This is a genomic window from Cupriavidus sp. 01L45 (assembly GCF_056399885.1).
In genome coordinates, this window is the sequence record NZ_JBFTSG010000034.1 from 81,617 (window position 1) to 97,686 (window position 16,070).

The 16,070-nt window shown below is 67.4% G+C and carries 15 protein-coding genes; 6 read left to right on the forward strand and 9 right to left on the reverse strand.

Going from position 1 to position 16,070, the window contains the following annotated elements; genetic code table 11:
- Nucleotides 1-159: 159 nt before the first annotated feature.
- The 4 genes from AC1DT6_RS22835 to AC1DT6_RS22850 all read right to left on the reverse strand — a co-directional run bounded on the left by AC1DT6_RS22835 (nt 160) and on the right by AC1DT6_RS22850 (nt 2,823).
- Entirely contained in the window at nt 160-465 is a 306-nt protein-coding gene (locus tag AC1DT6_RS22835; RefSeq protein WP_045236115.1) for a YbeD family protein, read from the reverse strand.
- Nucleotides 466-481: 16 nt separating this feature from the next.
- The gene (locus tag AC1DT6_RS22840; protein ID WP_477114918.1) at nt 482-1,690 is read right to left on the reverse strand and encodes a D-alanyl-D-alanine carboxypeptidase family protein; all 1,209 of its coding nucleotides are present in this window, start codon (nt 1,688-1,690) and stop codon (nt 482-484) included.
- 72 nt (nt 1,691-1,762) lie between these two features.
- Nucleotides 1,763-2,407, reverse strand: a complete 645-nt coding sequence (locus tag AC1DT6_RS22845) for an alpha/beta hydrolase (RefSeq protein ID WP_441630708.1) — start codon at nt 2,405-2,407, stop codon at nt 1,763-1,765.
- Nucleotides 2,408-2,502: 95 nt separating this feature from the next.
- Complete coding sequence (locus tag AC1DT6_RS22850; RefSeq protein ID WP_035875798.1) at nt 2,503-2,823, reverse strand: (2Fe-2S) ferredoxin domain-containing protein; 321 nt, start codon at nt 2,821-2,823, stop codon at nt 2,503-2,505.
- A 415-nt stretch (nt 2,824-3,238) separates the two neighbouring features.
- Here AC1DT6_RS22850 and AC1DT6_RS22855 point away from each other — a divergent pair, with 415 nt between their 5' ends.
- The 3 genes from AC1DT6_RS22855 to AC1DT6_RS22865 all read left to right on the forward strand — a co-directional run bounded on the left by AC1DT6_RS22855 (nt 3,239) and on the right by AC1DT6_RS22865 (nt 7,930).
- Entirely contained in the window at nt 3,239-4,537 is a 1,299-nt protein-coding gene (locus AC1DT6_RS22855; protein WP_441630710.1) for a dicarboxylate/amino acid:cation symporter, read from the forward strand.
- An 82-nt stretch (nt 4,538-4,619) separates the two neighbouring features.
- Nucleotides 4,620-6,605: a sensor histidine kinase gene (locus AC1DT6_RS22860; RefSeq protein ID WP_477103635.1), complete on the forward strand. Its 1,986-nt coding sequence runs from the start codon at nt 4,620-4,622 to the stop codon at nt 6,603-6,605.
- A gap of 8 nt (nt 6,606-6,613) precedes the next feature.
- The gene (locus AC1DT6_RS22865) at nt 6,614-7,930 is read left to right on the forward strand and encodes a sigma-54-dependent transcriptional regulator (RefSeq protein ID WP_441630714.1); all 1,317 of its coding nucleotides are present in this window, start codon (nt 6,614-6,616) and stop codon (nt 7,928-7,930) included.
- A gap of 23 nt (nt 7,931-7,953) precedes the next feature.
- On the opposite strand, the gene AC1DT6_RS22870 is transcribed toward AC1DT6_RS22865, so the two are convergent.
- The 3 genes from AC1DT6_RS22870 to AC1DT6_RS22880 all read right to left on the reverse strand — a co-directional run bounded on the left by AC1DT6_RS22870 (nt 7,954) and on the right by AC1DT6_RS22880 (nt 11,417).
- On the reverse strand, nt 7,954-10,119 hold the full coding sequence (locus AC1DT6_RS22870) for an ATP-dependent helicase (protein WP_477114919.1): 2,166 nt from the start codon (nt 10,117-10,119) through the stop codon (nt 7,954-7,956).
- Nucleotides 10,120-10,255: 136 nt separating this feature from the next.
- Nucleotides 10,256-10,810 carry a TlpA disulfide reductase family protein gene (locus AC1DT6_RS22875; protein WP_477114920.1) on the reverse strand — a complete coding sequence of 185 codons (555 nt, stop codon included), beginning with the start codon at nt 10,808-10,810 and terminating at the stop codon, nt 10,256-10,258.
- A gap of 103 nt (nt 10,811-10,913) precedes the next feature.
- Complete coding sequence (locus tag AC1DT6_RS22880; RefSeq protein WP_441630720.1) at nt 10,914-11,417, reverse strand: thioredoxin domain-containing protein; 504 nt, start codon at nt 11,415-11,417, stop codon at nt 10,914-10,916.
- A gap of 212 nt (nt 11,418-11,629) precedes the next feature.
- Between AC1DT6_RS22880 and AC1DT6_RS22885 the strand changes: the two genes are divergently transcribed.
- Nucleotides 11,630-12,229, forward strand: a complete 600-nt coding sequence (locus tag AC1DT6_RS22885; protein ID WP_441630722.1) for a hypothetical protein — start codon at nt 11,630-11,632, stop codon at nt 12,227-12,229.
- A gap of 75 nt (nt 12,230-12,304) precedes the next feature.
- Nucleotides 12,305-12,955: a LysE family transporter gene (locus AC1DT6_RS22890; protein ID WP_045236109.1), complete on the forward strand. Its 651-nt coding sequence runs from the start codon at nt 12,305-12,307 to the stop codon at nt 12,953-12,955.
- Between the two features lie 300 nt (nt 12,956-13,255).
- Here AC1DT6_RS22890 and AC1DT6_RS22895 read toward each other — a convergent pair whose 3' ends face one another.
- A complete protein-coding gene (locus tag AC1DT6_RS22895; RefSeq protein ID WP_477114921.1) occupies nt 13,256-14,800 on the reverse strand; it encodes a YifB family Mg chelatase-like AAA ATPase in 1,545 nt (514 codons plus the stop codon).
- Between the two features lie 123 nt (nt 14,801-14,923).
- Nucleotides 14,924-15,187, reverse strand: a complete 264-nt coding sequence (locus AC1DT6_RS22900; protein ID WP_045236107.1) for an accessory factor UbiK family protein — start codon at nt 15,185-15,187, stop codon at nt 14,924-14,926.
- Between the two features lie 377 nt (nt 15,188-15,564).
- Here AC1DT6_RS22900 and AC1DT6_RS22905 point away from each other — a divergent pair.
- The coding region (locus AC1DT6_RS22905) for a TorF family putative porin (protein ID WP_477114922.1) at nt 15,565-16,070 on the forward strand (506 nt) is incomplete at its 3' end.

A 16,070-nucleotide genomic window follows, 5' to 3' on the forward strand; every position in this document is an offset into this window, starting at 1 on the left:
TGTTGTTTTTGGCGCCAGACGAAGCCGGGCGGATAGGCCAACCCGGTCCGAAGTGCCTGATTGTTGTTACCCCCTCACCCCTCAGGGGGAGAGGGGCGCCACGCAGTGCATGGCGGGAGGATTGCGGCAAGCTGGCCGGCCGCTACACCGTCCAACCGCTTACAGCACCACCTTCACCATCGGGTGGGAAGTCAGCGCGCGGTACAGGTCGTCGAGCTGTTCGCGGCTGGTGACCCATACCGTGACGGTCAGGCCGAGGTAGTTGCCCTTGCTCGAGGGACGCATTTCCATCTTGCCGGCGTGGAAGTCGGGATCGAAGCCCTGCACCAGCGTCACGATGGCTTCGGCGAAGCCATCCTGCATGCTTCCCATCACCTTGATGGGGAAATGGCTGGGATACTCGATCAGCGACTCGCGCGGCGGGACGTTGCCCGGCTTGCCCTGGTCGGAATTGTCGTTGCTCATTTCAAGGCCCTCCAGCTTACTTGCGCTTGAACCACAGGCGGATGGTATCCCACAGGCGGCCGAAGAAGCCTGCCTCGGGCACGTCTTCCAGCGCCACCACCGGGAATTCGGCCACCTTGGTGGCGCCGTCCATCAGCTTKACTGTGCCGACCTGCTGGCCGRCCGCGATCGGGGCCAGCAGCAGTTCCTGGCGTTCCAGCACCGGCTTGATGCGGCCGCCCGTGCCCTTGGGCACGGTGATGTACGTTTCGTCCTTGACGCCGATCTTGACGGTGGATTCCTTGCCCTTGTAGATCTCCGGCGTGGCCAGCACCTGCCCGCGGTCGTACAGGCGCAGGGTGTCGAAGAACTGGAAGCCGTAGTTGAGGATCTTCAGGCTTTCCTGCGTGCGGACCGCTTCGGTGGTGGTACCGATCACGATCGAGACCAGGCGGCGCGAACCGTTCGGCACATTGGCCAGCGGACGCTTGGCCGAGGAGATCAGGCAGTAGCCGGCCGACTTGGTGTGGCCCGTCTTGACGCCGTCCACGGTCGGGTCGATGTAGAGCAGGCGGTTGCGGTTGGGCTGGCGGATCTTGTTGTAGGTGAATTCCTTCTGCGAGTACATGCTGTAGTACTCGGGGAAGTCCTTGATGATGCGCGTGGTCAGCGTGGCCAGATCCATGGCCGTGGTGTAGTGGTTCGGGTCGGGGATGCCGTCGGTGTTGGTGAAGTGGGTGTTCTTCATCCCCAGTTGCTGGGCTTCGCGATTCATCATCGCCACGAAGCCTTCCTCCGAGCCGCCGACCGCTTCGGCCAGCGCCAGCGCGGCGTCGTTGCCCGACTGCACGATCAGGCCCAGCAGCAGGTCGCGCACGCTCACCGGCTTGTTGGGCTCCAGGAACATGCGCGATTCGTCGCTCTTGACCTTCAGGACCAGCGTGGTCGGCACCACGGTCTGGTCGATCGTGAGGCGCTTTTCCTTGATAGCGGCAAACGCCAGGTAGGCGGTCATCAGCTTGGTCAGCGAGGCCGGCTCGATGCGCGCGTCGGCGTTCTGCGAAGCCAGGGCCTGGCCGCTGGTGACGTCGTACAGCATCCAGGACTTGGCCGCGACCTGCGGCATCGGCACGCCCTGGGCGCGCACGGGCGCCGCGGGAAGTACCGTGGCCGCGCCGACGATGGCGGCGGTGACGATGGCGGACGTGTTGGCGGACGCGAAAAGCGGCGTGGCTCTATTCAACATGTTTCAGTTTCCGACAAAAAAAAGGGGCGGGGAATGCATCCGGTGACATGGCGGGGCGGCGCGCCGCTCCCGTCACTGGTCCCACGCATTGACGACGAGCTGCTTGATCAGGTGCAGCTTGCGATGAAAGAAGTGGTCGGCGCCGGGGATCACGATCACCGGCAGTTCCTGCGGGCGGGCCCAGTCGAACACGCTTGCCAGCGGTACGGTGTCATCCTGCTCGCCGTGTATGACGATGGTGTCGGCCGGCACCGTGGCCACTTCCCAGCGGCTGGCGGCGGTCCCCACCATGACCAGGCGCTGCGCCGGCGTGCCGGCCTCGGCCAGGCGCCGGGCCACATGGCTTGCCACGAAGCTGCCGAAGGAGAAACCGCCCAGCGCCAGCGGCAGCGTGGCGGCATCCGGCGACCACGCGGCCTGGGTGCGCATCCAGGCAATCACCGCCAGCAGGTCGTCCTGCTCGCCCACGCCGTTGTCGTGGCTGCCCGCGGTGCCGCCGACGCCACGGAAGTTCGGCCGCACGGTGGCGTATCCCAGCTGCACGAAACTGCGCGCCAGCGTTTGCGCCACCTTGTTGTCCTTGGTGCCACCAAACAGCGGATGCGGATGGGCCACCAGCGCGAGGCCGCGCGGGGCGCCGGCCTGGGGCAGGTCGACCGAAATGTCGATGGCGCCGGCTGGGCCGGCAACGGTAAGTACCTGGGTATGCGCGTTCATGGAAACAGGAAGCGGGTGRCTGGCTAAAGCGCGGCTGCGCCCGGGGTTCAGCGGCTTATCGGTTCAGCGTATCTGCGTATCTGCGTGGCCGCCGGTCAGCGATCAAGCATCAGGCGTTCGACCGGCTTGCCGCCCACCAGATGGCTGTCGATGATTTCGTCGATGTCCTGCTCGTCGACGAAGGTGTACCAGACGGCCTCGGGATAGACCACCAGCACCGGCCCGAGTTCACAACGGTTCAGGCAGCCAGCCTTGTTGATGCGCACCCGCCCTTCGCCGCCGCTGATGCCGAGCGCCTTGCAGCGCTTCTTGGCGTATTCCTGCATGGCCTTCGCATTGTGGTCAGCGCAGCAGGCGCCGCCATCCTCGCGCTGGTTGAGGCAGAAGAAAACATGGTGCTCGTAGTAGCTGCTCATGCGTGGTGGGCGTTCGGCGGCTTGCGGCACCGCAAGGCAAAGGTGCCCCGGGCGCGCGCCGGCCGCTAGGGAATGGGTGGAAGGGCTGAATTATACGGTGTGAAGCGGGGCGGTTCGACGCTTTGGGCCCCGGCTTCGATGCCGCGGGCGCGGTGCCGCCGGCATGGGTGGCGTAGCGCGCACCCGCGCGGGCGGGATCGTCCGGATCCCCGGACGCGCATTTTCCGGATTTCCGGAAAGCCGGAGTGAACGCGCGGCCGCTTTGCCAGCTTCCTTTTGAAATCAGGGGCTTGGCGCGGCGTGGCGGGCTGGCACGGCGGTTGCGATTAGTAAGGCAGACGCGTTCCATTTGCAGGGCGCGCGAACCTGCCGCCGCTGCGGCGGCGGGCACGGTCAAAATACCGAGGACGACATCATGAGGAAACCCTTCTACAAGATCCTGTACGTGCAGGTGCTATTCGCCATCGCGGTGGGCATCGTGCTCGGGCACTTCTGGCCCGCTACGGGCATTGCAATGAAGCCGCTGGGCGACGGCTTCATCAAGCTGATCAAGATGATCATCGGGCCGATCATCTTCTGTACCGTGGTGTCCGGCATCGCCGGCATGCGCGACATGAAGAAGGTGGGCCGCGTGGGCGGCAAGGCGCTGCTGTACTTCGAGGTGATCTCCACCTTCGCGCTGCTCATCGGCCTGCTGTCCGCGCACATACTGAAGCCGGGCGTCGGATTCAACATTGATCCGGCCACGCTCGACACCAAGGCGATCTCGCAATACGTGACGCAGGCGCACGGCCAGAGCACGGTCGAGTTCTTCATGCACATCATCCCGGACACGATGGTCAGCGCGTTCGCCAACGGCGACATCCTGCAGATCCTGCTGATTTCGCTGTTCTTCGGCTCGGCGCTGGCGGCGATGGGCGACCGCTCGAAGATTGTGTTCGACTTCGTCGAACAGGTATCCAAGGTGTTCTTCCACATCGTGCATGTGATCACCAAGGTGGCGCCGCTTGGCGCGTTCGGCGCGATGGCCTTCACCATCGGCAAGTACGGTCTCGGTTCGCTGGTGCCGCTGCTCAAGCTGATCGGCACCTTCTACTTCACCGCGATCGTCTTCGTGGTGGTGGTGCTGGGTACGGTGGCGCGCCTGACGGGTTTCAACATCTTCCGCTTCATCGCCTACATCAAGGAAGAACTGCTGATCGTACTGGGCACCAGCTCGTCGGAAGCCGCGCTGCCGCACCTGATGGAAAAGCTGGAAAACCTGGGCTGCTCCAAATCGGTGGTGGGGCTGGTGGTGCCCACGGGTTACTCCTTCAACCTGGATGGCACCAACATCTACATGACCATGGCGGTGCTCTTCATCGCCCAGGCCACCGGCATCGAGCTCACGCTGCTGCAGCAGCTCACCGTCCTGGGCGTGGCGATGATCACCTCCAAGGGCGCCAGCGGCGTGACCGGCTCCGGCTTCATCACGCTGGCCGCCACGCTGGCGGTGGTGCCGGATATTCCGGTGGCGGGCATGGTGCTGATCCTGGGCATCGACCGCTTCATGAGCGAATGCCGCGCGCTGACCAATATCATCGGCAACGGTGTGGCGACGGTGGTCATGTCGGCGTGGGAGCATGAACTTGACCGCGTGCAGCTTGACCGCGCGCTACGCCGTGGCGGCGATGAAACGGCCGAACTTGCCGAAGCCGGCTCCGGCGTCCGCTGAGGTCCGGGCCTCCGGGGCGGCGGCGCCAGCCGGCGCCGCCCGCCAGCGGGTATCATCGGCGCGTGTCCCTTCGCATGCGCCGATGCCACATTCCGACGATTTCCTCGCCGTGCATGATCCCGCTTCCGCCCGCCTGGTGCATACGCCGGGCGATGGCGGCGGAAGCTGGCGAGGCTTTGTGGCGGCGCTGGCCATCGGCCTGCTGGCGCTGTGCTCGCTGACCTGGCTGGTTTCGGTGCAGCGCGGCGTCGATGGCCTGCAACAGACCACGGCGACCCGCGCCGACCGCTACGCGGCCACGCTGGAAAGCACGCTCGACCGCTACGAGTTCCTTCCCGCGCTGGTCTCGCTTCATCCTTTCGTTCACGACCTGCTGGCCGCGCCCACCGATCCCGCGCGGGTGGCGGCGGCCAACCGCTACCTGTCCGACGTCAATCGCCGCGCGCGCGCTTCGGCCACCTATGTGATCGCCGCCAACGGCGTGGCGCTGGCCGCCAGCAACCATGACCAGCCGGGCAGTTTCGTTGGCACCGACTATCGTTTTCGCCCCTATTTCCAGATCGCCTCGCGCGGGGAGGTCGGGCGCTTCTACGCCATCGGCATCACCAGCGACGAACCCGGCTATTACATCGCCCAGCCCGTGAAGGTGGGCAGCCGGGTGGTGGGCGTGACCGTGGTCAAGCTCAACCTGGAGTGGTTCCAGCGCGCGGGCGCCGGCGGCGCCGAGCCGGTGATGGTGAGCGACGACCACGGCGTGGTTTTTCTCTCATCGGTTCCGGCCTGGCAATACCGCACGCTGCGGCCGCTGCCGCCCGAGTTGCAGTCGGAGCTGGACCGCACGCGCCAGTACCACGACCAGGCGGTCAAGCCGCTGCCGCTGGAGGCGCTGCAATCGCCGGTCACGCGCTGGCTCGGCCATACGGTGCTGGGCGAGGGCGCGCGGCTGGTGCGCATCGGCACAGGCGGCAGCGCCGAGCGTTACCTCGAGATCAGCCGCAAGGTGGGCCCGGCCGACTGGACCATGCAGGTGATGGCCTCGCTGGACCCGGTGCTGGCGAGCGCGCGCAATGCCACCGTGGGCGCGGCGCTGGCCTATGCCTGCATGTGCCTGCTGCTGTTCAACTGGCGCCAGCGCCGCCAGCGCGCGCGCGACATCGAATACGGCAGGCGCTTGCTCGAAGCCGCTTACGACGAACTCGAGCGGCGCGTGGAGGCGCGCACGGCTGACCTGATGGCCATCAACGAGCAACTGGAAGCCGAAGTGGCCGAACGCACGCGCGCCGAGGGCGAACTGCGCGCGGCACAGGACGAACTGGTGCAGGCCAGCAAGCTGGCGGCGCTGGGCCAGATGGCGGCGGGCATCACCCATGAGCTGAACCAGCCGCTGGCGGCCCTGCGCACCTTTTCCGACAACACCCGCGTGCTGCTGGAGCGCGGCAAGCTCGATGCGGTGACCGACAACCTGGCCGCCATTGCCGATCTCACGGCACGCATGGGCAAGATCACCGGGCAGCTCAAGCTGTTCGCCGGCAAGGCGCGCCAGCGCCGCCACGCGGTGCATGTGCGCGCCGCGCTGGATCACGTGCTGGCGCTGATGGCGCCGCGGCTCGCTCACGTCACGCTAAGGGTGGAGGGCTTGTCGCAACCGCCCGGGCCTGCGGTGTGGGCCGACGAGCTCAAGCTCGAGCAAGTGCTGCTCAACCTCATCGGTAACGCGCTGGATGCGCTGGCCACCGCTGCGCCGGACGCGCCGTGCGTGGAAGTGGCGGTCAGCGAGCACGGCGACACCGTCAGCATCGCGGTGCGCGACAACGGCACCGGCATTCCCGTCGACGTCTTGCCCAGGCTGTTCGAGCCCTTCTTCACCACCAAGGAAATCGGCCAGGGCCTCGGCCTTGGACTGGCCATCTCGACCTCCATCGTGCGCGAGTTCGGCGGCCAGCTGAGCGCGGCCGGCCGGCCGGATGGCGGCGCCGAATTCGTGGTGGTGCTGCGGCGTGCACCTGCGCCCGATGGTGGCGCGCCCCGCGCGGAGCCAAGATCCACCTCTCCCACCCATACTGAGTGAGCATCGCCATGCAAGACGGATTGCGTGTCCTGTTCGTCGAAGACGAACCCCTGGTACGCCAGGCTACCGCGCAGAGCCTGGAACTGGCTGGCTTCTCCGTGCTGGCGCTGCCTTCGGCCGAAGCCGCCATGCCGCACCTGTCGCCGGAATTCCCCGGCGTGCTGGTGACGGACGTGCGGCTCACCGGCGCCAGCGGCCTGGACCTGTTGCAGCACTGCCGCAACGCGGCACCGGGCGTACCCGTGATCCTGGTCACCGGCCACGGCGACATCACCATGGCGGTGCAGGCCATGCGCGAAGGCGCCTACGACTTTATCGAGAAACCCTTCGGTGCCGACCGCCTGACCGAGACCGTGCGCCGCGCGCTGGAACGGCGCGCGCTCGAACTGGAAAACCTCGCCCTGCGGCGCGAGCTGGCCGGCCCGGCCGCGGGCACCCGTATCATCGGGCGCTCTCCTGCCATCGAGCAGGTGCGCATGCTGGTGGCCAACGTGGCCGCCACCGACGTGCCGGTGATGATCAACGGCGAGACCGGCACCGGCAAGGAGTTGGTGGCGCGCAGCCTGCATGCCTTGTCGCCGCGGCATCACGCACCGTTCGTCGCGCTGAATTGCGGCGCGGTGCCGGAGGCCATTTTCGAGAGCGAGATGTTCGGCCATGAGGCGGGCGCTTTCACCGGCGCCGGCAAGCGCCGCGTGGGCAAGCTCGAGCATGCCTCCGGCGGCACGCTGTTCCTCGACGAAATCGAGAGCATGCCGCTGGCGCTGCAGGTCAAGCTGCTGCGCGTGCTGCAGGAGGGCACGCTGGAGCGGCTCGGGTCCAATGCATCGATCGCAATCGATGTGCGCATCGTGGCGGCGGCAAAGGGGGATATGGAGGCGCTGGTGGCGCAAGGCACGTTCCGCCAGGATCTCTACTACCGGCTCAATGTCGTCACCATCCCGCTGCCCCCGCTGCGCGAGCGGCGCGAGGATATCGTGCCGCTGTTCGAGCACTTCATGCTGGTGGCGGCGGTGCGCTACCAGCGCCCCGCGCCCATCCTCTCCGAGCTGCAGCGCCAGGCGCTGATGCAGCGCGCCTGGCCCGGCAATGTGCGCGAGTTGCGCAACGCCGCCGACCGTCTGGTGCTGGGCGTGCCCGAGGGCGGCACGCGCGCCGATGCGCTCGACGACTCCACGCCGCTCAAGGAGCGCATGGAACACTACGAGCGTGCTGTCATCGCCGATACGCTGGCGCGCACCGGCGGCGCGGTCAGCCAGGCCGCGGACCTGCTGCAGGTTGGCAAGGCCACGCTGTACGACAAGATCAAGCGCTACGGGTTGTAGGGCAGCTTGCCGTCAACGGCAGCTCAACGCCACATATCCCGCATGCGCCCGGCCAGGTCGAGCCTGGGCAACGGCGCCCTGGCTGGCGCGTCCGCGACCGGCGGGGGCGGCGGCCAGGCGCGGCTGTGGAACAGCGGCATCACCCGGTTGGGCAGGAAGCGCGTGCGCGAAGCGTAGACGTGGCGATCCCCATAGCCGGTCTGCTGGTGCACATAGAAGCGCTGCGGCACCACGATGTCGAGGTGGTCGCGGGCGCGGGTCATCGCCACATACAGCAGGCGGCGCTCTTCCTCGATTTCCTCGGTGGTGCCGGTGGCCAGGTCCGAAGGCATGCAGCCGTCGACGGCGTTGAGCACGTAGACCGCCTTCCATTCCTGGCCCTTGGCCGAGTGGATGGTCGACAGGATCAGGTAATCCTCGTCGCGCAGCGGCACGCCGGATTCGTCGCTCGACGCATCCGGCGGGTCGAGCGTGAGTTCGGTCAGGAAGCGCTCGCGCGAGGCGTAGGTGGCGGCGATTCGTTCCAGTTGCTGGAGATCGGCCGCGCGCGCGGGAGCGTCGTCGTGCAGGCGTTCCAGATGCGGCTGGTACCACGCCACCACCTGCTCGAAGGCCGAGGGCCACGGCGCGGCCGGCGCCATCAGGCTGCGCGCCAGCGCCAGCAGATCGGGCCACGCCTCGGCGGCGGCCGGCGGTGCCTCGAAGGATTCCAGCGCGAACAGCGGCTCGGTGGCGATTTCCACCGCGTCCAGCGCGCGCGCGGCGGTTTTTGGTCCCACGCCGGGCAATAGCTGCAGGCTGCGGAAGCCCGCCATGCGGTCGCGCGGATTTTCCAGCCAGCGCACGACCGCCAGCACATCCTTTACGTGCGTTGATTCCAGGAATTTCAGGCCGCCGAACTTGACGAAGGGGATGTTGCGCCGGACCAGCTCGATCTCGAGCTGCGCGCTGTGGTCGGCGGCGCGGAACAGCACGGCCTGCGACAGCAGCGCCAGCCCGGCCTCGCGCCGCGCCAGGATCTGCTCGACCACGTAGCGGGCCTGGTCCGCTTCATCGTTGACCACGACGATCTCCGGTTTCTCGGCCGAGCCGCGCTCCGACCACAGGTCCTTGGTATAGCGTTCGGCCGCGAGGCCGATCACCGCATTGGCGGCGGCCAGGATAGGCTGGGTCGAGCGGTAGTTCTGCGACAGCGTGACCATGTCCGCGGCCGGTGTGAACTGTCCGGGGAAATCGAGGATGTTGCGCACCGTGGCGCCACGGAAGGCATAGATCGACTGGGCATCGTCACCCACCACGGTCAGGCCGCGTCCGTCGGGCTTGAGCGCGAGCAGGATGGCGGCCTGCAGCGCATTGGTGTCTTGGTATTCGTCCACCAGCACATGGTCGAAGCGCGCGCCCATGTCCTGCGCCAGCACGGGTTCGGCCAAGGCCTGCGCCCAGTAGAGCAGCAGGTCGTCGTAGTCGAGCACCTGCTGCTTCTGCTTGGCTTCCACATAGCCGGCGAACAGCCCGCGCAGCGCATCCGTCCACATGGCATAGCGCGGGAACCATTGCTTGAGCACGTCTTCCAGCGGGGCCTGCGTGTTGACCACGCGCGAGTAGATCGACAGGCAGGTTTCCTTGCGCGGGAAACGCGAGGCCTGCGCGGACAGGCCGAGGTCATGGCGTACCACATTCATCAGGTCGGCGGCATCGCCGCGATCGCAGATGGTGAAGCTGGGCGACAGGCCGAGCGTCTCGGCGTACTCGCGCAACAGGCGCGCGCCGATGGCGTGGAAGGTGCCCGACCACGTCAGCGCGGCGCGGCCCGCGCCGGAGGTCTGCATGCCGAGCGCCTGGTCCACGATGCGCTCGACCCGCCGCCCCATCTCCGACGCCGCGCGGCGCGAGAACGTCAGCAGCAGGATGCGGCGCGGATCGGCGCCGCCCAGCACCAGGTGCGCGACCCGGTGCGCCAGCGTGTTGGTCTTGCCCGAGCCGGCGCCGGCGATGATCAGCAGCGGCGCGGCGGGCTCGTGGGTCACGGCCGCGCGCTGTTCCGGGTTCAGGGTGGACAGGTAGGCGGGCGTGGCGCAGGCATCCTGCCTGTTGGCGGGTGCATCGCAAAGCACGGCGCTGGGATCGGGATCGAGTAACACGGCAGGGGCCTTTGGGGATGCCGGGCGTGCAAGTGCGCTGGCCGGCATGGGCGGGGAAAACTGCCGGTAACTGTATATCCATACAGGCGAACTGCGCAAGGCCGGGGCCGTTGCGTGGGGCTGCCGCAATAAAAAAGGTGCCATGGCAGGCACCTTTCCGGCGGATTCGGGCGGGCTGCGCGGATCAGGCCGCCTTGGCGAGCGCGCCGTCGAGCAGCTTGTGCAGCGCATCCCACTCCGGTTCGCCGACATAACGCTTGAGGATGCGGCCGTCCTTATCGATCACGAAGGTGGTCGGGGTCAGTTGGACCTCGCCGAATGCCTTGGCCGCCGCGCCGTCGGAGTCCATCGCCACCTTGAACGGCAACTTGCGGGTTAGCGCATAGTTCATCACGTACATCGGCGGGTCGTAGCTCATTGCCACCGCCACGAACTCCAGGCCCTTGTCCTTGAACTTGTCATAGGTCTTGACCATGTCCGGCATCTCCTTGACGCAGGTGACGCAGCTGGTGGCCCAGAAGTTGACCAGGTAGACCTTGCCCTTGAGATCGGCGGTGCTGACCTTCTCGCCCGACAGCAGCGTGAAGGTGGCGGGCGGCGCGGCAGTGGCTGGGGCGATGGCGCGGTAGCCGAACCAGCCCAGCACGGCAACCAGCAGCACGGCGCCGATCGCGCGCCAGAGCTTGCGCCGGGCCGGGCTTGCCGCGGGAGGGGCGGTTGGGGAAGTGGAGGTCGTCATGATGCTCGCCGACAGGTCAGACAAGCCGCCATTCTACTGCCGCTGCCGCGGCGCTGCCGGATGCATGCATGGAGGCACTCGCGCTGCGGCGATTAGCCGCAGTTCAGTCCGGCGTGGCGGCCAGCGCCGAGCGGGCCTTATCCAGCGCCTGTTCCAGGTAGGCACCGTAGAAGTCAGGCTGCATGCCGCGCAACGGGGTGGCCAGCGAGCGGCCGCGCGCGTCCAGGAAGAGCACCGTGGGCGCCACCGTCACGTGGCGGCTGCGGGCCCATTCACGCGCCGTGGTCATGCTGCCATCCGCATTGCGCAGCGGCGTGTTGGCGGTCATGTCGAGCTCCCGCGCCACGATCTCGCCCGCCGCCGCCTGCGGGCCGAGATAGTTGCGGCGCACCGTTTCGCAGTAAACGCAGTCGGGCAGCGTGACCAGCACCACCAGCGGTTCGCCGCGGGTGGCCGCCGCCTTGGCCTGGGCGGCCAGGTCGGTTGCCGCGGGCAGGTGGGTGCTGGCGGCCAAGGCGCCATGGCTTGTCGTGACGATGAGGGCACCCATCACCGCCGCCACGGCGCGCAAGGTACGGCGGGCGGGCGCACGGCGCGGTTGCGGCATGGACGAGACTGACGGGTGGCCTGGCGACGGGATTTGCATGGGCTGGCAATGTGGATGCGCGCTGGCACGCAGGTTCCCCGATAATAGCGGCTTCCGTCCGCATCCGTGGTGCCGCGCCCGCGCGCCCTGGATGCGGGATCGCACAATCCCGGGCACTGTCCCCGGCAATGTCCGCCGGACCGTTGCCGCACGCTGCCGTATCCACTGCCGAGATGTCCCACCGCCGGTTTTCCCGCTTGTTACCGTCCTCGCTTGCCACCGCCCTCGCCGTGACCGCACTCGGCGCCGGGCTGATCGCCTGCTCGCCGCGCTATGACTGGCGCACCATTCAGTCCAACGAAGGTGCATACGCCGCGCTCTATCCGGGCAAGCCAAGCGGCGCCGCCCGCGAAGTAGCCATTGCCGGGCGCAAGCTGCCGATGACGATGGACGCGGCCCGGATCGACGAAACCCTGTTCGCCGTTGGCGTGGTGACCTTGCCCGCCGACGATGCCGCGTTGCGGCAGGCCGCGCTTGAATCGATGCAGGCGGGGTTGCTTGGCAACCTCGGTCCCCACCCCGCGGAAGCGGTCAAGACGCGCAAGGTGAAGGTGATGTCGGCCGCGACACCCGCCGTGGCGCTTGACGGCGTGGAGGTGCAGGTGGCTGCGGTCTCGCCGCAGGACCAGTCGCCTCGCAGGCTGACGGCGCGGCTGGTGGCTTCCGGCGTGCACGTCTACCAGGCGGTTGTGCTGGAGGCCGGCGATGCCGCGCGCGACCAGCGCCAGGCGGAGCAGGTCGACCAGTTCCTCACCGGTTTTCATCCGTTTTAAGCTCTGCCGAGCCTTATTGCGCTTTAGCCGGCCCGCAATGCGCGGGCCGATCAGTCCGTTCAAGGGAGTTCATTCATGCGTTGGGAAGTTTGGCTGGCTTATTTCGCGGCTTGTTGGGTGATTGCCGTTTCGCCGGGTTCGGGGGCGGTGCTGTCGATGAGCCATGGCCTGTCGTACGGGCTGCGCAAGACCACCACTACGATCTTTGGCTTGCAGACCGGCCTGGTGATCATCCTGCTGGTGGCAGGCGGCGGCCTGGGCGCGCTGCTGCTGGCGTCCGAGCATGCGTTCGCCGTGGTCAAGACGATCGGTGCGCTCTACCTGATCTACATCGGCGTGCAGCAGTGGCGCGCCCGCGTGGATAGCGCCCCGGATGAGGCGGCGCAGGGCCAGGAGGCGCCGCGCGTTGCCGCGCTGAGCCCGCGCCGCCGTTTCGCCACCGGCTTGCTGACCAATGTGACCAATCCCAAAGGCATCATCTTCATGGTCGCGGTGCTGCCGCAGTTCATCGACCCGGCCCATGCGCTCGCGCCCCAGCTCGCCATCCTGGCCGTGACGATGTGCGCCGTGGACCTGGTGGTGATGCATGGCTACGCGCTGCTGGCCTCGCGCATGCGCGGCCTGTTGCGCAATGCGCGCGCGGTGCGCTGGCAGAACCGGATCTTCGGCAGCGTGCTGGTGGCCGTGGGCACCGCGCTGTTCTTCGTCCGGCGCCATCCGGCTTGAAGAAGCGGGGCCGGCATCCGCGCCGGCCCGCTCTGCCGATCTGGCGCTAGCTTCCCGCAGGTGCGTTTGCTTCAATAGGTAGGACGACCCAAGCGGAGGTAAGCAATGCGAAGCTCTTCCACCCTGCAGGCCAGGTTGCATGCACGACCGGCCCATACCGTGCCGCCGGACGAGGAGCCGCCGCCGCCGGGCATTCCGCCCGATCTCCCACCCATCGAACACCCACCGCCGCCGACGGAGCCGCCGGTGGCGGTGCCTCCGCCCCGGCGTGGCTGAGTGCGAACCGGACGCACGCCGTTGCTACGGCGTACGCAGCGCCCGCCGGTACTGGATGGCCTCGCCCACATGGCTGGGCTGCAATAGCTCGGTTCCCGCCAGGTCGGCAATCGTGCGGGCGATCTTCAGCGCCCGGAAATAGGCGCGCGCCGACCAGGCCAGCTTGGTCATGGCGCCACGCAGCAAGGCTTGCGCCTCGGGCGTGAGCGGACAGTGCTCGTCAATCTCGCGCCCCGAGAGCGCCGCGTTGGGCTTGCCCTGGCGCGCCTGCTGCAGGGCGCGGGCGGCCAGCACGCGCTGGCGCACCTCGGCGCTGGACTCGCCGGGAGGGCCATCGAGCATTTCGCGCTGGTCCTGGGCCGGTACCTCCACTTGCAGGTCGATCCGGTCGAGCAGCGGCCCCGACAGCCTGGACTGATAGCGCAGCACCTGGTCCGGCGTGCAGCGGCAGGGACGCGACGGGTGTCCCAGGTAGCCGCACGGGCAGGGATTCATGGCGGCGACAAACTGGAACCGGGCGGGGAAGTCGGCCTGGCGCGTGGCGCGCGAAATGGTGACGCGGCCCGATTCGAGGGGTTCGCGCAGGACCTCCAGCACGCGGCGGTCGAATTCCGGCAGTTCATCCAGGAACAGTACGCCTTGATGGGCCAGCGAGATCTCGCCGGGGCGAGGGTTGCTGCCACCGCCCACCAGCGCCGCCGCCGAAGCGGTGTGGTGCGGCGACCGGTAGGGCCGCTCGCGCCAGCGGGCGGGGTGGAAGCCGGCGGCGGTGAGGCTCTGCACCGCGGCGGATTCCAGCGCTTCCTCCAGCGTCATCGGCGGCAGCAGGCCGGGAAAGCGCTGCGCCAGCATGGATTTGCCAGTGCCAGGAGGGCCGACCAGCAGGGCCGAGTGCTGTCCGGCTGCCGCGATTTCCATGGCGCGGCGCGCTTGCGGCTGGCCCCGGACGTCGCGCATGTCCGGACCGGCAGGCTCGCCTTCGCCGATCTGCGCAAGCGGCTCCGCACGCGCCAGCCGGGCGTCCGGCAGGGGGCCCAGGTGAGCGCAGACTTCCAACAGGGAGCGTGCTCCGTAGACCGTGACCCCGTCGATCAAGGCGGCTTCCGGAGCATTTTCTGCCGCTACCACGAAAATGCGGGGCGGGCCTGCGCCCGATATCTGCCGCGCGGCGTTGTCACGCCCCAGGCTCATTGCCATGGCCAGCGCCCCGCGCACGGGGCGCAACTCTCCGGATAGCGACAACTCGCCGGCGAACTCGCTGGCATCCAGCCCGTCCAGCGGGACCTGGCCACTGGCGGCCAGGATGCCGAGTGCGATCGGCAGGTCGAAGCGCCCGGATTCCTTGGGCAAATCCGCGGGGGCCAGGTTTACCGTGATCCGCCGGCTGGGAAACTCGAAGCGGCTGTTGAGGATGGCCGCGCGGACCCGCTCACGGCTTTCACGCACCTCGGTATCGGCCAGCCCGACGATCGTGAAGGCGGGAAGGCCGTTGGCCAGGTGCACCTCGACCGATACCAGCGGTGCCTCAAGGCCGGTCAACGCCCGGCTACGCAGCAGTGCGAGGCTCATCTCACTCCGAAAGCGTCAAGGATGTGTTAACGAAAATGGCCGCCGGAATACGGCGGCCATCGGTCGGGATCTTGGCCCAGGTTCATCTGACCACCTGGGCGAGCGTGCGGCGCAGCAAGGGCTTCAGCCGGAAACAGGCGTGTCGGACCCGCCTGCCGCGCGGCTTTCCAGCGCCTGCACGCGGGCTTCCAGTTCTTCCAGCCGCGCGCGGGTGCGCGCCAGAACCTGCGATTGCACATCGAATTCCTCGCGGGTGACCAGGTCGAGCTTGGAAAACCCTTGCGTCATCATGCTGCGCACGTTTTTCTCGATGTCCTTGGCGGGCGAGTTGCGCAAGGCCTCGCTGATCTTGGCCTGGAAATCGTTGAACAGGTCGGTGGGCTTCATTGTGATTCTCCTTTTGCACCGCCTTGGTGCGTGTAATTGGGTGAGCGGATTCGGCGTGCAGCATCGCGGTGCACCGCAATGGGGTGCGGACGAAGGCGATGCGCGCACGGCACTTGCCGCCGGCATGGGCCGATTATCGCGCTTCAGGCGTCGCCGGGAAAGCGCCGGCGCGGGCTGGTAACACCTTTTAACGTTACTGCGCTCGCCGGGAGCCGGCCAGCGCAGTCATTCAAAGCGTCTATATGAGCACAAATAATAATTTGTAATCCTCGTTTTCAGCCTGGCACGGCAGTTGCAGTAATGGTGGCAGGAGCGTCGTTTCGCAAATCATTCTTAAACACACAAGTACCGAGCCAGAGGAAAAGGAGAGCAAACCCATGAAGAAGTTGGCCCTTGCAGTCAGCGCCAGTGCAGTTGTGCTTTGCGGGCTCACCCCCGCAGCATTCGCCCAGAGCAGCGCGCAGGAGGGCGGTGCACCTACCGACGCCGCCGCCGCTGCCGCCGAAGCGTCGCCGCACACCTTCACCGCCAACGTGACCTTGGCCAGTGAGTATCGCTATCGCGGCCTGATGCAGACCAACCGCCGCCCCGCCATCCAGGGCGGGTTTGACTACGCGCATTCGAGCGGCTTTTACGTGGGCAACTGGAACTCGAGCATCAGCTGGCTCGGTGACAGCAATCCGCAAGTCTCGGCGCCGATCGAGATGGACTTCTACGGCGGCTTCAAGAACACGGTGACGCTGGGCGGCCTGGAGTGGAACTACGACGTCGGCGTGCTGCAGTACTACTACCCGGGCGACTACCCGAACGGCTTTACGCGCCCGTACACCACGGAAGTGTATGTCGGCGCCGGCTACGGTCCTGTGTTCTTCAAGTATTCGCA